Raw genomic sequence first — 18,544 nt, 5'->3', positions numbered from 1 at the left:
TAAAAGAGCCTTAATATGATGTTTTCATTCTACCATATTAAAACCCTCACTTCTATCATTTTATATTGAATACTGCTTTTCTATATATGCATCAAACAACCTTCTTTTTATCAATCTTTTATTACCAACCCATAATACAAAGGGGCAATTCTCATCATTAGAAATCTCTCTTATTCTATTTATTCCAATTCCTGAATAAGCTGCTGTTTCTTCAAGCGTCAAATTTGATTTAATCCAAACTGGTACTTCTTTAATTTCGTTTTTCAATAAAACATAATCTCCTTTACAACAATCTATCTAAAAAAGGTACCGCCAAACTACCCAGCAGTACCCATAATCATATCAATATTCAATTTTAGTTCTATTCTATCTACACAATTAATATCTACTCTATTATGGAACCTGACTCAGTTAAACTCCTTGTCAGGTTCACATCGGCTTTGTTTATAGTTATAATTACTTTGTACATTGAAAAAGAGCAGGAGATTAAGGTTTCTCTTGCTCTTTTGCCGGTAAGCAATAAAAATTATATATTGGTTTTCATATTTCGACTATAACATCCCCATACAGATTGTGCCCAAACTTCAATTACATCATGATATACAAAACTGCCTATTTTTTTTATAATTGCATCCATATCAGATATTTTGATGGCATTATAAGCAGTAATCTTATCTACTTCATATAATTCCATAATTGCATCTGATAAGTCTTCATAGAATAAATCTATATCTTTTTTGCTCATAATCCATCCTCCTTCCTTGTTAGTATTATATCATAATCCATAAATCGTATACAAGACTTGATAAAATCCATATTATGGAACGAAATTTGGTATGCTTTTGTTTCTTTTAATTTTTTTGTGGTTTTGTCTTTATAATGTGTCAAAAATGGATTAATGTTTTTTAAAAAGTCATTTGACAAATTATATGAGTCCAAACGTACCAAATTATCTATATTTTTCATTTTACCATCTGCTGTTAATCCAATAATTATATCGTACCTTAAATCAAAATTATTATCATATTCAGGATATTTTTTTAATACTTGTTTATTCCATCGGTTTGTACATACAAATCTTTTCCAAATGTCTGTTTCACCATAAAATTCTTTAATATTATAGTTACTTGCATTTAAATAACTTACTTTTATTCGCATTACTACAGGAGGATACGCACTACCATTTCTCAACTTTTCCTGATGATATCTCAATCTTGCCGTATTTTCAGCTAAAGCATAACTATCAGTCACATAAAACCCTTTTCCAAAATCAGCTCTATCATTCAATTTTGTAAAATCAATACCATCTAACACTATTTTAGCAGCTCTATCCATTAATGTTCCATGAAAAAGAACCTTTGACAGCTTATCTCTAAGTAATTTTTGTTCCAATTGTATTCACCAATCATTTGTATTATGATATTTTATTATATACCAATAATTGGTATTATTCTATCAGAACTTACGTTTACTAACTATGATTCGTGATTTTAGGAATTATAGCTCTTTCATATATAAATCACCGCACCCATATTCCAGAGTGCGGTTCTTTATCCTTTCTAAAAATTCAATTAATATATCCCATACTTCCTGGTCATCTCAAAATCATGCCAGCTCTGTTTGATTGCATCATTCGCTACTTTCTTCATACCATTAAGGAAATGGTTTGTGTCATTTACATCCCCATTAACCGTAATTAAACTGTCATAATGTACATTTACCTTGTTATTATTATTTACACTGCTTGATACAATTTCAGGAGATTTTGTATACCTTGTTAAACTGGGAGGCTGTACATTTACCGGTATCGGTTTATAAAAAACACTATGGTATTTCGGATCTTTTAGCTTTGCCCTTCCTGTATCAGTCTTAAGCAGTTCCATAAACTCATTAATATCATCAGGCGCAATCACCTCATTGTTTTTGCTGGCTATTTTTAAGAATTCTGACATATCTACCGCGCCTTTCGGCACATTGCTTTTAGAAGCCTTCTCTTTTCCGGCTTCCTTTTCAGCATATTCCTCTGGGTTTGTCTTTGCCCATTCATAAACATTATCTGTTTCGTCTTTGGTAAGGATCTGGTCGCCTTCATTGCCGATTGCATAATTGCCGGACTGTAGTTTGGAGAGTGTAAGCTCCTGGCCTTCCTCATTGATAACCCTCAAGCCGCCTTTGGCATTACGCGTGCCTTTAGCATAAGCGTATTTATGCCACTTGCCATCAGCTTCTTTCTGCATTACTTCCCTGATTTCACCGCTGTTTTGTCTTACAATCTTCATGTCAGTTGAGTTTGAAATATTGGATGCACTGCTATTAGAGTAATTGCCTGAAGCCCCTGTAGCAGCGGCACCAGCCTGAGCCGCACCCATAGCTGCCATAGCACTAGCCGCATTATTGGCTGCCGAGGCAACTCCGTTCAATCCATTGGCTATACCGTCAAGGGCACTTGTTATACTGCTGATGTTATAACCACCCTCAAGCGTATTGATTAAACTGTCATGCAGTGCTTTGGTCATATAGTTCAGATTTTCTTCGCTATAATAGGATGCTGCCAGTTCATTTACAAGATTGTCAGCGCGTGTCGCAAACATCCATGCGAGAGAGATAGCTGTTTCATTTGCTTTATACTGCAGTGCATATACTTCATTTTCAACACCCATAATATTACCAATGAACGCACTTGTACCTGCCGCCAGTACTTCACCATAACTTGCAATTGCCTGTTCTCCATTCTGCCATGATGTGATAATGGCATCTGATATGGTGATCCCATGCTGGGTGGCGATATAAGCGATTTCCTGTCCTACAATATCAGCATTAGCCTTGACCGTTTCAAAGGATGCAGCGATAAGCCCCTCGCGTTCATCTAAAGATGCTTTCAATGCTTCTATTTCGGCATCACGTGCTTTTTTGTAATCCTCATACTGCTTATTCAAGGCGTTTTCTTGTTCATCAATCGAGTGGTCATACTGTGCATTTTCAAGGTCTTTCCTCGCTTCTGCCAGCTGTTCTTCTAACTGTTTGCGTTTGGCTACTGTAGCGGCTGTATCGTCATTCTGCATTGCCGCTATCTGTCTTTCAAGGTCGGTAACGGATTTTGTCTTTTCTGCTATTGACTGCTGGTAATCATGTAAATCTTTAGCAGCTTTCAAAGCGTCAATCTGTGCGTCAATCAGCTCCTTGTAAGCGGATATTTCCTTCTCAATCGCATCAATATCTTCATTAATGCGTACCTCATTCAGGTCAATGATAGCGTCCTTTATGGATTCGGAACTGTTTACCGCATCCCACTGTCCTTTAGATAGCTCAGAGAGCTTATCCACATATTCCGTAGCGGAATATTTACCAGCACTATAAGCAGCATTCAAATCATCAATAGCGGTATTGTACTGCTGTACCTGGTATTGTGCAAGCTCATACTGCTGGGTAAGAAGCCCTAATTGTGCAAGCCCTTCTTTTGACCAGTTAAATTTGCCGTCTGTCACTTTGAAATCATCAAACAGCCCACGGAGATTGGATAATTCGGAATCAAGGTCTTTAAACTGTCCCTGTATTCTGTCGAATACGTCCCAATGGAGCTGTAATAATTCATTGTCAAATTCTTCTATGGCTTTCTTGCAGTCAAGGATATTCCCTTCTACATCGGAGAGGGCATTGACCATGGAGAGCCATTCATCTGTTCCTTTCTGTCAGTCTGTTACTTTCAGCTTACCAAGCCTACTGACTATGCATAAACATAGCGGACAGTCATTTCTGGCTGTCTCTCACATTTCATTTTGTTTGGGATTATTGTGTGAGTCCGGACTGGATCTTCACCCTCGCTAGAAGATGGGAGTAACGGAACCTCATATGTCGCCATATGGGGTATTACAGTCTCTACGGATTCTGATTTTAGATTCAGTGGCTATTAATCTTAATGCCACCAAAAGAACAATTATTGTTTGGGTTACCTTTTATAGTCATACCTATAAAATGAGCATATGGATTTGTGGATTCTTTAAAAATCTCTACCATAAGTTTCTTTTTGCTTTCTATATTCTGTTTTTCTTTTTTATCTATTTTCCAACTATCATCTACAAAAATAATATTGCTTGTCCCTATTACAATGATATCTTTATTATATATTTTCTGTCACATCTTTTCTTTTTATTTTTTCAAAAACACATAAATTATTGATTGTATTATCAAATTTTACTCCTTTATCAAATACAGTTTTCATAACATTTTTGTATTGCAATATAGTTTCCGGTTGATTTTTTCTAAGTTCATCATTATAGTTTTTGTTATGCAAATCTAATTGAAGTGATCCAATCACAAAACATCTTAATCCTGTTTCAGGATTTATATATATTGGATGTCTGCCATTATTTTTATCATCCAGATTATCTGATATAGAATATTGCATTGCCATAAACTCATTTCCATTATAACCACATACAACAACTGTAAAATTATAAAGCGTTTCATTTTCGCTGCCATAATGTATTTGGCACATTCCATCAAATTTCTTATTTAAATTAGAAATAATATCCTGATATTTTAAATTGATTCCATCTTTTAAATGCAATCCATATTCTCTTGAAAATGTACAATAATCAGAAAGGAATAAATGAGAATCTTGTGCAACGCCTGAACAGCCAATTATTATATTAGGGTTTATTTTCATAACCTTATTATAAGTTTCGCTTACAATATTTTGATTAATGTCAGTTCCCCGTGTATCTCCACCTGCTAATATAAAATTATACGTTAAAACAAATTGCACCAAACTCATATATTATTCCCCAATCATTAGTATTATAATATCCCAATTATATACCAATAATTGACACAAAACTATCAGAACATATATTCATTCAAGAATTGTTAGACAATATAAATGATGACAATATTATATATGATTTAATTAAGTATTGCGCAAGGTTTTATGTTTGTAAATTATATAATCCATATTTATTACTAGAAGAATGCATACCAAAACAAATACGTTCAAAATTTCCACTTATTGATGTATTATATCTTGATTTAGAGCATATTCCATCTTATGAAGAATTTATAAAGTATCAAGGCGTTTTATCTGTTGTATTAGATAGTTTTCTGTTATAGGTATTTGCGGGGTGTAATATTTCCATATTTCTTCATCAGGCAATATTTTCACACAACCAATACCAGCAAATTCAAAATCATTTGCGTCTATGGATTCGATTATTAATCCATTGTGCATGTGAGGATTCATAATAATATCCTTTCATAATAGTTGTTTTAATCTAAAATCAGTCTTTCCTCGGTCTTGAGCGTCCCATCGCCTTTTAACCGATATAGTTACTTTTATTCATCCTGCATTACTACAGGAGAGGGCATCAGTCTACCCTTCCAGAACTAACAGCAGAAGTCATCTGCTCTACTAATTTTGTCTTTTCTTCTTCAAGAAGCGCAAGCTGTTTCTTTGACTGGTCAATCTGTGTGGTAAAGAATGAATCGCCAATCAGTTCCCCAGCTTCTTTGAGCAACGCTATCTGTTTCTCTATTAGGCCTTTCCCGTCTTCATGAAGGTCAAACTGGTTGGAAAATTCCTCCATGATGTTATTAAACTTTTCTAATTCTAACTGTCTGATAGCAGTTCTCAGCTCTGCCAATTCCTGTTTACAGTCAGCTACCTTGTCAGCCCATTGCTCATAATCCTTTATTGCTTCTACAACTTCCTCATTACCGTCACCAATAAATGTGGTAAGGTCAACTGCGCCGTCTTTTATTTTAGCGGCTATGTCAGAAGGGAGCTTGGATAATGCTTCATTTGCCTTTTGGGTGTACATGTTGAGAGCATCAGAATAATTTTTGAACTTTTCCTCTGTAACCCCTAATTCTGCATCTATCAGCCTGTTCTTTGCAAAGGATCCCGTTACGTTATCAAGGTTTGTTTTCAGAAGGGAGAGGGCATTGTTTAATACATCATTTCTTCTATCAAAGAAATCTATTAACTCTTCAAACTCATCCTTTGTTTCCTTTGTGGAACCTTTCTTTGCATCATCAAGCGCGCTGTTTATCTTATCCTTCTCTTTTTCAAGGTCTTTGATCTTATCAGCGTAGTTATGTCCACCAATACCGCCATTGGCTGAATTTACTGTATCAGCAAAAGTGCTTTGCAGATTTTTGGTAAGCGTCAAATAAGATAGTGGTTATTTTTCTATCCACTATCTTATTTGACGCTTACTTTGTATCTGCAATTATTTTCTTAACTTTTAATTTGGTCTTGTTTTCATCAATGTTTAAAGCATCAATATCTTTAAAAGATACACTATTTAAAGCCTTGTCTACTTCACTTTTTACGTTCTTACTGTCGATTTTAGCTTTCAGCTTTATTGTTGATAGCTGATTAGATAATTGTTTGATATAAGCATTTAATTCCTTCTTTGTCTCACCTTTTGCAAATATTCCTGTGAGCCGCAACATATTTAATGTTTTCTCGATATTCTTTATATCTGAATCGAGCTGCTTACGGCTCTCGCCTTTCTGTAAACATGCTATTAAATCTAAAATGAAATTATTTTCCACTATAAAAATTTTCCTCCTTATTTTTGAACATAATAAAAGAGAGACTATGTAAATAATCTCTCCTAAAATTTGTTATTTGATATTTAGTTTTTCATAATATTTTATTATTTTACTTTCTAATTCTTTTACAATGTTTGCATTGCCATAGTAATCTATTATGCTTCATACCTACAACTTCGAAATCAGTTGATAGGCAATGGGAACACCGCATTTGCGATTGCCTCTTTATTAATTCATCCCTCTTTTCTTTTGGTAATGAATCAATGTATGCATTTCTGTCATATTCAACCCACCAGATAATTCCTATGCATATTATCACAATAAGCAATTTCATACCGCTACCCTCATAATATTTAGAATTCTTTTTTACACTGGTTGCATACTCTTTTTACTTTTCCACTTCCTAACAATCCAGTAAATACAGAATATCCTCTATTTAACAAGGTGTATTCTTGACTACCACATCTTGGGCAACATATTGTAGGATTTGTATCTTTAATCTCAGAAAAGGCATCAGGGATATATGTACGTAATATCCTTTTCACTTCATCTAATCCACATTCTGATTCTGGTGGTGCTTTAAATTCTTTGATTAGTACTAATTCCTCTGGCTTTAAAGGTAATTTGTCCCACAAACTATAGTCACCATATTGGGGATCCTTATAATAATACCACGTAATCCAATCAGGATGTTCTTCGTCATTCATATCTGATCCACACATTGGACAGGTATCAATATTTCCTTGTTTACCCATCAAAAACATTTTATTATATGTTGTATGGCATTTAGGGCATTTTACACTTTTTTCTTCCATATTAGAAATCTCAGCTTTCCTACCTTTATTTACCTGTAATTATACTATCTTTTCTCCATATCCACAACGGGAAATCCAATTTATACCATATATACCATTCAATCTATCCTATCCCTACACCCCCACATCCCCTTTCACTTCAACCGCCTGATTAAAACTATCCATAATCTTAAGACAGGCATCCTCATAAAATTTCTTCCTGTTCAACAAATCCTCGCATACGTTTTGTTTCGATTCTTCCGGCAAAGCATCATATAATATCCCCACACCTTTAACGATATGATTTTTCTTGTCTTTGCTTTCTATAGTCACTCCATTATAAAGCTCTATCAAAGCATTTATTGCCAGGATATTTGTATTTGCCCCATCAAGCAATCCTTGCAAATATTGATTTAATTCCTCTTGATTATTCATCCAATTATGCAAATCAGATAACTTGTAATTAACCGAAATTATATTCTGATGCTCTGTTTTCAGATTTGGTAATGTCCTATAGATAACGTCCATTCCAATCTCTTTTCTATTTGCTTGTTTCTGTTCCGTTTTTAATACCTACTGTTTCTAATTTCTCTTTTTTCAATATTCAGTTGTAATTGTTTTAAATTGGATTTTTGCGGCTTTGATTATTTCGCCGCTTTGAATGAATTAGATTTTAATTTGAATTTTAAATATGTGTTTGATTTGTTAATGGGCTACTTCTTTGGTTTTACTTCTGATCTGATTAATGAGTATCCAGATAATCATTAAGGGCTTGCAGCGATGAATCCCACAAATCCCGTTTTCCTGTCTAGAAATTACTTATTATCTGTTTCGGTACTCCGATCTGTTTAGCAATATACTGTTGCTGCCTTTCCTCCATCTTTCTTATTAATTTCTGTCGTACTTCTTCTTGCGTAAGCATTTAGTCTCTCCTTTTTATTATAATTCTGTTAATATGCGAACCTTAATTCATAAAATTGAATATTAAAATAAGACGTTGCTTTATTGGGCAGCGTCCTTATTTCTTAACTATTTTCCTTCAATTCCAAGCTCTTTATGGAAATATTGTAATGTAGAATACCCATAGACACGATTAAATTCCCTTTTATCGTATTTTATTGATTTCCCTATCAGGCTATCTACATAATTATCAATGTAATTTTGAGCATCGTTTTTTATGTATTCTATATTATCCCGTGTCTCATTATATTCATCTTTATCCACAATGGCATCTGCTGTTCCAATATATTCATTATTTGTTATTATTACAATCTTACTGTAATCTAATCCTGAGTTTGTCCTTTGGGAACGGATACTCTTTTTAAATTTGAAGGCATATTTATGGTTTATATGGCTCCTATAAGGAATACAAATGAAATATCCATAATGCGACTGCACTAATAAGCAGTTGTATGGTCTGCTATTCTTCCTGACAATTTCCTTATATGGTGGATTTGGATAATCAGCATAAAATTTATTTGTCAGATTCAATACCTGATAATCAAATGCATCGTCTTTAGGGCTCATAATATCTCCTTAGTAAAAATGGGAGAGCCGTTGCCCTCCCACAATTTTCATCACTCGGTCACTTTTATTTTACCGTTGAGTCAGAACCGTCACTCAACTCATCGCTCTGTCACTTTTATTTTACCGTCCTGTCAGAACAGTCACAGGACTCATATTGTGATGAAGGAATCGACTAAGATTCCTTACTTATAATATACCCAAAAACAGGAGAACATACAACAAACATAAAATGAACATTTTGTGAACAAATGTGCAAATCCATATTTGATGATAGATTTATTATACCATCCATATCCCATAAATCAACATTTTTTGTACTTTGCCGTATGATGCTTGTGGTGGACACCATGCGGCTTGTACATAAGTTGTTATTGTGGTACATCCAGATTGTGGAAGTCCTGGATGAATACCGATACAAGTTTTGAGGCTTATATCGGCTAAAACTGAATATTTGGAGAAATATATTTGAACTGTAATTACAGTTATTGGCGTTTGGCACTGACAGCTTTCTATGATCCGGATTTTCCACAATACCAGATACTGCCAATGCCGATAGTACGATATTTCACAACATTTTAGAGAGACCCTACTCAGCTTACGTTCTTTTCTCGCCTCTCTTCATAGTCAATCATAAAAACTCCCGTAAAATCAAATGTTTACGGTTAGAGGGAAGTAATTTCAGATTAGGCGGTATAGCCCCAATTACAAGGGCTGTACCGTCTTTTCGAGTTCCTATGCGCCTTGCCGTTTCGGTTGCGTGGCAGAAAGGAAATTGAGTTCACCCACAAAATTGAAAACAATATCCACTTTCTGTACCCGTTTCCCGTCCACCTTTTCCGGCGCATGGACTATGATTTTCTTGATAAATTCATTGACGATTGCGGGGGTAAGTTCCTTTATCCCCACATATTTGCGGATAATCGCGGCGAAGTTGTCAAAATCGCTCTTATTCTGTTCGTAGGTATCGACTTCCTGCTGATCTGCCTTGACCTTTTCTTCCAGTTCCCGCTGTTCCGCGTCATACTCTGCGGACAGCTTCAAAAACCTGTCGTGGCTGATTGCCCCGCTTATGTCGTCCTCATAAATCCGCTTGAAGATACGGTCAAGTTCTGCTATCCGCTTCCTCGCCTGTCCGACTTCACGCTTCCTGCGCTTCATTTCCTTTTCTGTTTCAGCGGAGCGTTGCTGATACATCATTTCATGGAAAGCCATGATGTCATCAAAGAAGATGGCGGTTACGTCAAATATCCTGCTCCATACGATTTGTTTCAACACTTCCTCGCGGATAAAGTGAGCCGTACAGCTTCCCGTATTGCTTTTGTACTTTGCACAGCGGTAATGGTCTTGTGAGCCGTTAAAACTTTTGCAAGTGGCGAAATGTAGCTTGCTTCCACAGTCCGCACAGTATACCAAGCCGGAAAACAATCCCTGTCTGTCCGCTTTTGTGAGGCGGCGTTTGTTCGCCCTTAGTTCCTGCACCCGTTCAAAAACAGCGTCCTCTACAATCGCTTCATGGGTATTGAAGAAGATAGCCTGTTGTTCCTTTGTGGTTGGTATCCGCTTTTTCAGCTTGTGGGATTTGGAATAGCTTTTGAAGTTCACCGTATGCCCGCAGTAGTCCATACGCTCCAAAATAGCAACAATGCTGTTTTCGTTCCAGTTATATGGATTGTCTGGAAAGGCTTTTCCCTTTTTCTCCGCATAGTAGGCTTTTACGGTCAGTACATTATCTTCTTTGAGGATTTTTGCTATCTGCATTGGGCCTTTTCCGGTGATACATAAATCAAAAATCCGCTTCACCACAGCGGCAGCTTCCTCGTCTACAATCCATTGCTTTTTGTCTGTAGGGCTTACCATGTAGCCGTAAGGCGGCTTTGTCAGATGTTCCCCCGCCTGTCCTTGCGCTCGCTCGCTTGATTGCCCGTACCTTTTTGCTTGTGTCTTTGGCGTAAAAATCGTTAAATAAGTTGCGGAACGGGGTAAAATCATTATCTCCCTTTTCGCTGTCCACACCGTCATTGATTGCGATATATCTAACGTCACGCTCCACGAAAAAGATTTCCGTATAGTAGCCGACTTTCAGATAATCGCGCCCTAACCTTGACATATCCTTGACAATGACCATCGCCACGTTTCCGGCTTCAATCTCTGCAATCATGCGGTTAAAATTTGGTCTGTCGAACGTCACGCCCGATACGCCGTTGTCAATGAAGAAAACGGGATTTGTAAAGCCGTTGTCCGCCGCATATTTGGAAAGGACTGCTTTCTGGTTCACAATGCTGTTGCTGTCGCCCTCTAACGTATCTTCCTGCGGAAGACGGGCGTATAATGCTGTTATCTGTCCGGGCTTATATGTATTTGCTGTCATATGTTCATTCCTCCTGTAATGAACGCCCGACAAACAGTAGTGCTAATCCTATTATAGCGCATTTATCCCTGTTTGTCATTGGGCGGTTTGACGGTTTCCGATTTTATGAGCCGTATCATCTTGTCGCGGAGCCGTTCCGAGCCGCCGCAGGAGGTAGACACTTCATAGTATGTGCCGCCGATTTTGTAGAAGACCGTTTCCTCTGTCGGCTTTCCTTTTTCCGGCAGATAGCCGCTGTCCTTGATTTCCAGTTCCCAATCCATTCTTTTCCCTTCCTTTCCGTATTTGCTAAATGATAAGTTTCGGAGCAAGCATAGGAAACGGGTACCCATTTCCGTAAATCTGCCCGTCTGCGCTATGGCTTGCCGGACAGATTTTGCTTGTTGGGAAGTATCCCAAACCCTCTTGAAAACCCTCTCACTACCTACAACACCGCACAGGGCGGTTTTGACGGAATTTTGAGAGAAATTTTTCAAAAAGTTTTCCTTGTTTCTTAATACGGGCAAGTTTGGGAAATGCCAAACAAAACCATAAAAATTTACGCCTGTTTCCAATCTTTTCAGAAAGAAAACAGGCGTATTATTGCGTCCTAATTATTTTTTGATGTGCGGTCTATCTCCTGTCGGTAAAAGTCAATTTTGTCGTCTAGTTTTGTCATGTGCTCCTGTAACTGTCTTATCTGCTCATTTAGAGCTTCCCTATGTGCAGTCAGCATTTCCATTCTCTCACGCAGAGTAGGGTCGCCCTCTGCCCGCAGTTTTGCATAATGCTGTATCTCCTTAATCGGCATACCCGTATCTTTCAGACGCTTGATAAATTCAATCCATGCAAGGTCTTTATCCGAATAACAGCGGCGGTTACTGGAATTGCGCCCCGGCGTAATTAAGCCCTCATGTTCATAGTAGCGCAGGGTATGTATTCCTAAATCTGTAAGCCTTGAAAATTCACCTATGGAGTATTACAAAAAATCACTTCCTATTCATAACAAAAAACCTCTCTTCCTATTACTTCTCTCTTCTTACACCCTTAAAGCGAGTACCATTCTGCTTAACATCCATAAATTGTCCTGTTTCCGTATTTCGTTTTACCCATTGCTTTGTTACTGGATTAAATGTCTGTGATCGCCTTTTAACCATACCTTTTCTCTGTCCATCCCCTATTGGTGCATTCTTAGCCATAAAATATACCCCCTTCAAAATTCAATAAAAACACCCGAAAACGCACAATAATAACAATACTTTGTCTTTTCTCCTAAGTTTAGTATGTTATCCTTCGCTGTAATCGGGTGTATATCTGATATTTCTCTTTTGTTTTCCAGATAATAACATATTCAAATTATACTTGTCAAGATGTTGTGTTCATATTTTTTGCACTACAATATACAGTATAGATATTTGATTAACATAATTACTTTGAACATCAAACTATTATTCCAAAATTTCTCCGAACACCCCAAAATTACCACAAAGCTTCAATATTCCCCAATAAATCAGCTTTTTTTGTGCATCTTCCTATCTGTCATTCCCACCTTCAAAAGCAGCTAGAAACGTTTATTTTTCAGCATAATCTCGAACATCTTTAAAAATCATCTTAACACACCTTATTTTTTGTCTGTTCTCACTTTCTCACACTATTACTACTCCCAAAATCCCTTGAAAAACAAAGCATTTTCACATCCCATACCCAAAGCAAACCTCACCACACCGAACTATACTTTTTAAGCATATCTGTATATTTATCACTCACCAACTGCATATCTCAATTTCCCTTTTAATTCCTACCAAAATAGTATGTTTTATATCCAAGATTTTTATTTTCTATTATTCTCCCGAATATTCAGCCGAACTTTTTTGCCCCAACAATCCCACACAAAAAAAGAAAAAGCCATATCCATTCCTGGATACAGCTTTCATCTTCAATCAATCCCCCTATTAAACTTCTCCCTGATACATTAACTCTTCTCTTTTATCATTACTCCCTTAAGCACTTTACCCATAACAGAATCAAAAGTCTTATCAAACTTTTCTTTCTGACCATCTGATAAAAACTCCATCATTGCCGCTTTTGCTTGGCTACACTTTTCTTTCTTTAACTGGCTGCTCTTTCGGATTTCTTCTATACTAATGATGCTCATAATACCTTTTCCTCCATCTACTTATTTACGATAGTATCAAATTTATCACTTTATTTTTATCCATACAAATTTTATATTTTAAAAGATTAAACTACTTCTTCAAAAAAATATCCATGATAATCCTTTCTTTTTCCATTTAATATTTCTGCAATAACTTTACCATCAAACTTTATACCATATAACAACTGACATTTATCCTTAGCATCTTTTATTGAATCAAATCTATTTAAAAACTTCCCTTTATGGTAAATATTGATACGCTTGACATTATTATAATTTTTTTCAAAAATAAATCCATTATCTTTTAGCTTATTGAATCTTTCGTCTGAAAATGTTCCATTATTTGCCTTTACTCTTTGCACGATAACCCAGTTGCGTAAATTATTCCCATTTGCTGCTTTATATTTACCAGGAATTTTATTTCCAAATTTTTCCTTTGCAATTACCCATTCATTAAACATAAATTCCCATGATGTATCAGCACATTCTTCCGTAATACCAATACTTTTTAATATTTCCTTTTTATAGGCATATTTACCATAGTCATATAACCCTCTCTGTAAATTCTTTTTTTGTTTGTTTACAAAACGAAAAACTTGACATTGTTCTTTATCATTATGAATTTGTTTTATTTCAGATATTAAACATTTTCTGTCTTTGCAAAATTGTTTGAGCTTTTCAATGCTTTTCATAAACATATATTTTTCAACATCCCATATAAACCCCATTTCCTCTAACTTGCAAATTAATGTTTTATCAACAACTCCTCTTTTTTCTCTCGTCCTAAGAGATGAACACATCCAGCCAAGTTTTATTTGTTGATTATTTTTTGTAATTATATATTGATATGGCACATTACAGTCTCCATATTGCTTTTTGTATTCTTCTAACCCTTCTAAAAAAATATCCCATTTATATTCATTTGTATCATATACAAATTGAACCTCTGTTAATTGATCAATTCTTTCTTTTGTCATTGTATAATTACCCTGTCTTATCCAAGCAACAAATGCGCCTAATTTTATTTCTCTGTCATTTATCCATTCAATATGATTTTGAGGAACCCTTGAATGACCTTCTCTTTCATAGTATTGTTGCAATGCACTTATTTTTATATCCCATTCTCCATACAATATATTGTCAATAGTGTTAAAAACATCCACACATTCCTGAACACAATCAACAACATCAAATTTGTCAATCTCAAAATCTTCAGAACAATCAGAAAACTTACCTTCCTTCCGCTCCCTTACCTTTTCATCTAACTCTTTCTTCAAATTAAAAGACTTTAAACTATTAAAATTACTAACAAGATCAAGAATCACTCTTTGTTCATTACTTCCAGCATCAATAGCACGTCCAATCTGCTGATAATAAATAATGTTGGAAACTGTTGTTCTAAGTAAAATACAGCCATGTACTTCTTCAAGATGCAAGCCTTCATTCAACTTATCAATAATAAAAAGTAATTTAAGTCCTCCTTCTTTATTATTTTCAAAATTTTGCAGATTCTTTTTCACTTCACTATTATTAGAATAATATGGATATTCAAATATCTTTCCACCATAACCAGCTTCTCTAAACCATCCGACAACAACATCCTTCATAACATACAGATGTTTCTTGTCTTTGCAGAACACAAGATATTTCCCATTATAGCTAGTGATATACTTCTTAATAATCTCAGGTATGCCATTTGCCTTTTCTAACTGTTGTTTAGCAGTCAATAATTCTTTTTGTAAGTCAGCCTTTTCCTCATTTGAATTATTTGCTTTACTAATCTTGTCGCTCATCTTCTGATATTCTTCTTCAAATGTATATAAAGCTGATACATACAATGGCATTACAGGAATAATCTCTCTTACTAATGCTTCTGCTAAAGAAATATCACAAGCCTTATTCCCATCAAAATATTCCTCTGCCATATCCCTACCATCAGCACACCTTAATGGTGTAGCAGTTACGCCAAATACTTTTGAATCCAAATGAGAATTTACTAATACTTCAAATTTCTGTCCCCATGTTTTAGCACCTGTTCTATGTAATTCATCACATACAATCAGATCTGCTTTGATATCAGGAATTTCCTCATCAGCCATTTTTGCTAATTTCTGATATGTATAGAAAGTCGCATTATTTAAACCAAACTTTTGCATTCTTTTCTTAGTCTGCTTAATGATTTCTCTGTTAGGAGCAAATATTACTGCATCCTTACCTTCATCATTAAAAATCTCTAACAAACGCAAGATAAGAAAAGTTTTTCCTGTGCCAGTTGCCTGAATAGCACAACACTTTCTTTCTGTTCTGAAGAAATCAAGAATCTTTTCAATAGTCTCTCTGTTATGTGGTTTCAAATCATCTGCTACTCTCATAATTTATTTTCCTCACTTTCAAATATTTTATTTAACATTTCTTGCAAACGTTCCCTGCCATCTCGAAGATAATATGGCATATTATTAATCATAATATGTTCCCCTCGTTTATGAGATACAACAATCTTCTGTTGGAAAAGTTTGATTCCACATATTAATCCATAATAAAATGCTTCATTCTTCATCAAATCACTCAATATCCATTCCTCCAATCATATAAAATTTGTTATCTACATTTTGTACTTCTCTATATCCATACAGATTTTCCACGAAAATATCAAAGCTGCTCAACTTTCTTTCTGATTTCTTCCAGATTTGGGTTCATATACCGCATTGTAGTCTTAATGCTGGAATGTCCCATCTGATTTGCAATCTCTGGAATGGTAAATATTCCACTTGATACCGCATTAATCGCATAAAAATGTCTCAATGTATGCGGCGTGATATCATATCCCTCCGGACAACATAACTTAAATACTCTGTTTATTGTCGTCTGGTTTAATCTTTCGCCTCTACTATTATGAAAAAGCCATTCAGATTCCATATGATCTGTTTTCTGATATTCCTTTACCGCCGATACAATCTTGCTATTAACAATCACAATCCTTGCTTTCTCACCTTTTCCAGCCGAAATCTTTAATTGATTAGATTCCAGACATATATCAGCTTTCCGCAGATTAAGACATTCCGAAATCCTTAATCCTGCATATGCAAGTATTGTTACAATGGCAAAATTCCTTTTTGCAGCACATCCTTCGCTCTGTAATACTATCTGTCGAAATTCTTCTATTTCCTTTTTCGTTATGGAAGTAGGACTCACAATTTCCGCTTGTATCTTTATCAGATCTCTTTTTGACACAACGATATTGTCAGGTTCCATCAGCTCATTAAAGCAAATCAGTGCTGACAATTTTGAATTAATGGATTTAGGACACAGATTATTTCCAGAATGTGAGGACTTCTTAATGTTCTTCAAATAGCTTTTATATTCCAGAATATTCTCACGATACAGCTTTTTATATTCCACATTTCCATAGCTGTCATAAAACCACTTGAAAAATTCTTTTACGGAATTGCTGTATACTTCCACTGTCCTTTCTGATTTTCCATCAAGAAACATTTTCGTTTCAAATTCTTCCATCAATTTTTCCATGCGCATATCCTCCGAGAATCTTTTTTGAGTTTTTTCTGATATATATTTCTATATCTTTTTTGAGTTATTGATTGTTTTTTATATATTCTCTTTAAAAAACTCAAACAAATTTCCGTTATTTTGAGAAAATAAATAAGGGCATTTCTGCCCCACGACTTGTATATTTTCCATTTATAAGATGAAAACACGAAAAAAGCACCTTCAGATGATTAATTCATCCGTTGGTGCTTTGTGTTTATCTCACAGCATCATAATGTGACCACATACGGGCAACTTTTATTGTTCCTTCATATTCTTTTCCATCAATGACAACCGGCTCATTATATACCTGATAAACCAACCTATGCTGTATATTAATCCTTCTGGAATAGTAGCCGTTTAGATTTCCCACCAATCCCTCATACGGAGGTGGATTTTGGAAAGGATTTTCCGCTATAATATTTAATAAAATTTTTGCTTTTAAATCAAGCCCTGCTCCTTTTAACAGATTTTTATCTTTGTCTGCTTGTTTACTAAATCTAATGATATACATTTACCATTCCTCATCCGGATTATATATGGAACAATCTTCTAACGGTTCTCTTCCTGCCTCAATAATGCTTTCTGTCATACATGGTATAGAATTCAAATATAATGTTTCCTGAATAGCATTCCAATCTTCTTCCGAAATAAGGACACCATTTTTTCCACGGTTATTTGTAATCGTAATCGGCTGGCTACTATCATTAACATCCGACAGTATTTGATAAATATTTTCTCTTGCTTTTGTTACACTGATTGCGATCATAGCATCATCTCCTTTTTTTATATTATACCGTACGTTTTTGCGTACGTCAATATGTTTCCTCATTATTGCTCTATAGTATAATATCCTTTACCATATAATACAATCAGCACTGACAGAAAACTTCCACCAGTACCGACTAATATCATAATGTTTCCACCAACTTATGTATGATTTTCAGTTTCATATCTTTACCACACTTCTTTTCCGTCTGATACAGGAATATTTTTATAATCCTGTCCATAAAATCATCAGGGAGAATATTGCTTTTGAACTGATTACAGGCATAACAAGCCGCTTGCAGATTTTCCATAGACTCCCCTCCGCCCATTGATAAAGGCACAATATGATCCAATGTCATATTTTCCAACAACAGCCGCTGGCCGCATAACTCGCACCGTCCACCGGATTTATTATATATGATTTTCCGTTCTTCATCAGAATAGCTTTTCCGCTTAATTTTGGCTTTATTCTTTTCCGTATCTATATAATAATATCCCGCACATTTTCCAGGTGTTCTATTTCTTTGGTTAATCGCCCTCTCTACTGAATAAAAATCCTGTGCCTGTTCTATGTCTGCCACTTTAATTACCGCACCAGTCCTATTGTGTGCTATGTAGAATTTTCCATTTGTTAGTAAAATCGCCATATTATCCACCTGCTTAGCATAGTAATAGCTACTTTTTAATTTTTACAAATTGATACCCGACAACATTTATTGTCCGTGGTATATCCATTTTTGTTTTAATCTTTCCCATATCCTCAAGCCTGTGAATTCTTTCCGCTATAGTAGATACAGCTCTGACACCTACGCCATCAGCGATTTCCCTGTAAGACGGGGAATATCCATGTTCTTTGAT

24 protein-coding genes are annotated in these 18,544 nt (G+C 35.4%); all 24 read right to left on the bottom strand.

The genetic code is table 11. The features are described 5' to 3' along the window. Window positions 1–60 precede the first annotated feature (60 nt). Window positions 61–267 (bottom strand): excisionase, encoded by a 207-nt coding sequence (locus D5281_RS18165; protein WP_160561506.1) that lies wholly within the window; start codon window positions 265–267, stop codon window positions 61–63. Window positions 268–526: 259 nt separating this feature from the next. After that, window positions 527–745, bottom strand: coding sequence for a hypothetical protein (locus D5281_RS18160; protein ID WP_160561505.1), 219 nt, complete (start codon window positions 743–745; stop codon window positions 527–529). After that, window positions 742–1,392 (bottom strand): DUF3990 domain-containing protein, encoded by a 651-nt coding sequence (locus D5281_RS18155; RefSeq protein ID WP_160561504.1) that lies wholly within the window; start codon window positions 1,390–1,392, stop codon window positions 742–744. The genes D5281_RS18160 and D5281_RS18155 overlap by 4 nt, the downstream gene beginning before the upstream one ends. A gap of 179 nt (window positions 1,393–1,571) precedes the next feature. Next, window positions 1,572–3,662, bottom strand: a complete 2,091-nt coding sequence (locus D5281_RS18150; RefSeq protein ID WP_160561503.1) for a hypothetical protein — start codon at window positions 3,660–3,662, stop codon at window positions 1,572–1,574. Between the two features lie 455 nt (window positions 3,663–4,117). Beyond that, window positions 4,118–4,774, bottom strand: a complete 657-nt coding sequence (locus D5281_RS18145) for an Ntn hydrolase family protein (protein WP_160561502.1) — start codon at window positions 4,772–4,774, stop codon at window positions 4,118–4,120. 279 nt (window positions 4,775–5,053) lie between these two features. Then, window positions 5,054–5,236: a hypothetical protein gene (locus tag D5281_RS18140; RefSeq protein ID WP_160561501.1), complete on the bottom strand. Its 183-nt coding sequence runs from the start codon at window positions 5,234–5,236 to the stop codon at window positions 5,054–5,056. A 124-nt stretch (window positions 5,237–5,360) separates the two neighbouring features. Next, on the bottom strand, window positions 5,361–6,164 hold the full coding sequence (locus D5281_RS18135) for a hypothetical protein (RefSeq protein ID WP_160561500.1): 804 nt from the start codon (window positions 6,162–6,164) through the stop codon (window positions 5,361–5,363). 43 nt (window positions 6,165–6,207) lie between these two features. After that, complete coding sequence (locus tag D5281_RS18130; protein ID WP_160561499.1) at window positions 6,208–6,552, bottom strand: hypothetical protein; 345 nt, start codon at window positions 6,550–6,552, stop codon at window positions 6,208–6,210. 353 nt (window positions 6,553–6,905) lie between these two features. Then, window positions 6,906–7,367, bottom strand: coding sequence for a TFIIB-type zinc ribbon-containing protein (locus tag D5281_RS18125; RefSeq protein ID WP_160561498.1), 462 nt, complete (start codon window positions 7,365–7,367; stop codon window positions 6,906–6,908). 114 nt (window positions 7,368–7,481) lie between these two features. Further along, window positions 7,482–7,874: a hypothetical protein gene (locus D5281_RS18120; RefSeq protein WP_160561497.1), complete on the bottom strand. Its 393-nt coding sequence runs from the start codon at window positions 7,872–7,874 to the stop codon at window positions 7,482–7,484. Between the two features lie 501 nt (window positions 7,875–8,375). Continuing rightward, window positions 8,376–8,873, bottom strand: a complete 498-nt coding sequence (tenpIN, locus tag D5281_RS18115) for a type III toxin-antitoxin system TenpIN family toxin (RefSeq protein ID WP_160561496.1) — start codon at window positions 8,871–8,873, stop codon at window positions 8,376–8,378. A gap of 732 nt (window positions 8,874–9,605) precedes the next feature. Beyond that, entirely contained in the window at window positions 9,606–10,676 is a 1,071-nt protein-coding gene (locus tag D5281_RS25895; protein WP_330585136.1) for a DUF4368 domain-containing protein, read from the bottom strand. Next, window positions 10,657–11,241 (bottom strand): recombinase family protein, encoded by a 585-nt coding sequence (locus tag D5281_RS26640; protein WP_330585135.1) that lies wholly within the window; start codon window positions 11,239–11,241, stop codon window positions 10,657–10,659. The genes D5281_RS25895 and D5281_RS26640 overlap by 20 nt, the downstream gene beginning before the upstream one ends. Window positions 11,242–11,303: 62 nt before the next feature. Further along, entirely contained in the window at window positions 11,304–11,504 is a 201-nt protein-coding gene (locus D5281_RS18100; RefSeq protein ID WP_160561495.1) for a hypothetical protein, read from the bottom strand. A gap of 326 nt (window positions 11,505–11,830) precedes the next feature. Further along, entirely contained in the window at window positions 11,831–12,193 is a 363-nt protein-coding gene (locus tag D5281_RS18095) for a MerR family transcriptional regulator (RefSeq protein WP_330585137.1), read from the bottom strand. 52 nt (window positions 12,194–12,245) lie between these two features. Continuing rightward, a complete protein-coding gene (locus D5281_RS25890) occupies window positions 12,246–12,419 on the bottom strand; it encodes a hypothetical protein (protein ID WP_277935447.1) in 174 nt (57 codons plus the stop codon). 773 nt (window positions 12,420–13,192) lie between these two features. Further along, the gene (locus D5281_RS18090; RefSeq protein ID WP_160561494.1) at window positions 13,193–13,375 is read right to left on the bottom strand and encodes a hypothetical protein; all 183 of its coding nucleotides are present in this window, start codon (window positions 13,373–13,375) and stop codon (window positions 13,193–13,195) included. 86 nt (window positions 13,376–13,461) lie between these two features. Beyond that, window positions 13,462–15,747: a Helicase associated domain protein gene (locus D5281_RS18085; protein WP_160561493.1), complete on the bottom strand. Its 2,286-nt coding sequence runs from the start codon at window positions 15,745–15,747 to the stop codon at window positions 13,462–13,464. Beyond that, window positions 15,744–15,944, bottom strand: a complete 201-nt coding sequence (locus tag D5281_RS18080) for a hypothetical protein (RefSeq protein WP_160561492.1) — start codon at window positions 15,942–15,944, stop codon at window positions 15,744–15,746. Before D5281_RS18080 ends, D5281_RS18085 begins: the two co-directional genes overlap by 4 nt. An 80-nt stretch (window positions 15,945–16,024) precedes the next feature. Then, window positions 16,025–16,900 (bottom strand): tyrosine-type recombinase/integrase, encoded by an 876-nt coding sequence (locus D5281_RS18075; protein ID WP_277935446.1) that lies wholly within the window; start codon window positions 16,898–16,900, stop codon window positions 16,025–16,027. Between the two features lie 235 nt (window positions 16,901–17,135). After that, window positions 17,136–17,432 (bottom strand): Txe/YoeB family addiction module toxin, encoded by a 297-nt coding sequence (locus D5281_RS18070; RefSeq protein WP_160561491.1) that lies wholly within the window; start codon window positions 17,430–17,432, stop codon window positions 17,136–17,138. Further along, window positions 17,433–17,687 carry a type II toxin-antitoxin system Phd/YefM family antitoxin gene (locus tag D5281_RS18065; protein ID WP_160561490.1) on the bottom strand — a complete coding sequence of 85 codons (255 nt, stop codon included), beginning with the start codon at window positions 17,685–17,687 and terminating at the stop codon, window positions 17,433–17,435. A gap of 142 nt (window positions 17,688–17,829) precedes the next feature. Further along, on the bottom strand, window positions 17,830–18,333 hold the full coding sequence (locus D5281_RS18060) for an HNH endonuclease (protein ID WP_160561489.1): 504 nt from the start codon (window positions 18,331–18,333) through the stop codon (window positions 17,830–17,832). A gap of 28 nt (window positions 18,334–18,361) precedes the next feature. Beyond that, window positions 18,362–18,544, bottom strand: a 183-nt coding sequence (locus D5281_RS18055; protein WP_160561488.1) for a LexA family protein, incomplete at its 5' end; no start/stop codon positions are given.

It is taken from the genome of Parablautia muri (assembly GCF_009917485.1).
In the GTDB taxonomy this organism is placed as follows: domain Bacteria; phylum Bacillota; class Clostridia; order Lachnospirales; family Lachnospiraceae; genus Suilimivivens; species Suilimivivens muri.
Note: the sequence above shows the minus strand (reverse complement) of the source record. Positions and strands in the feature narration are given on the sequence as shown.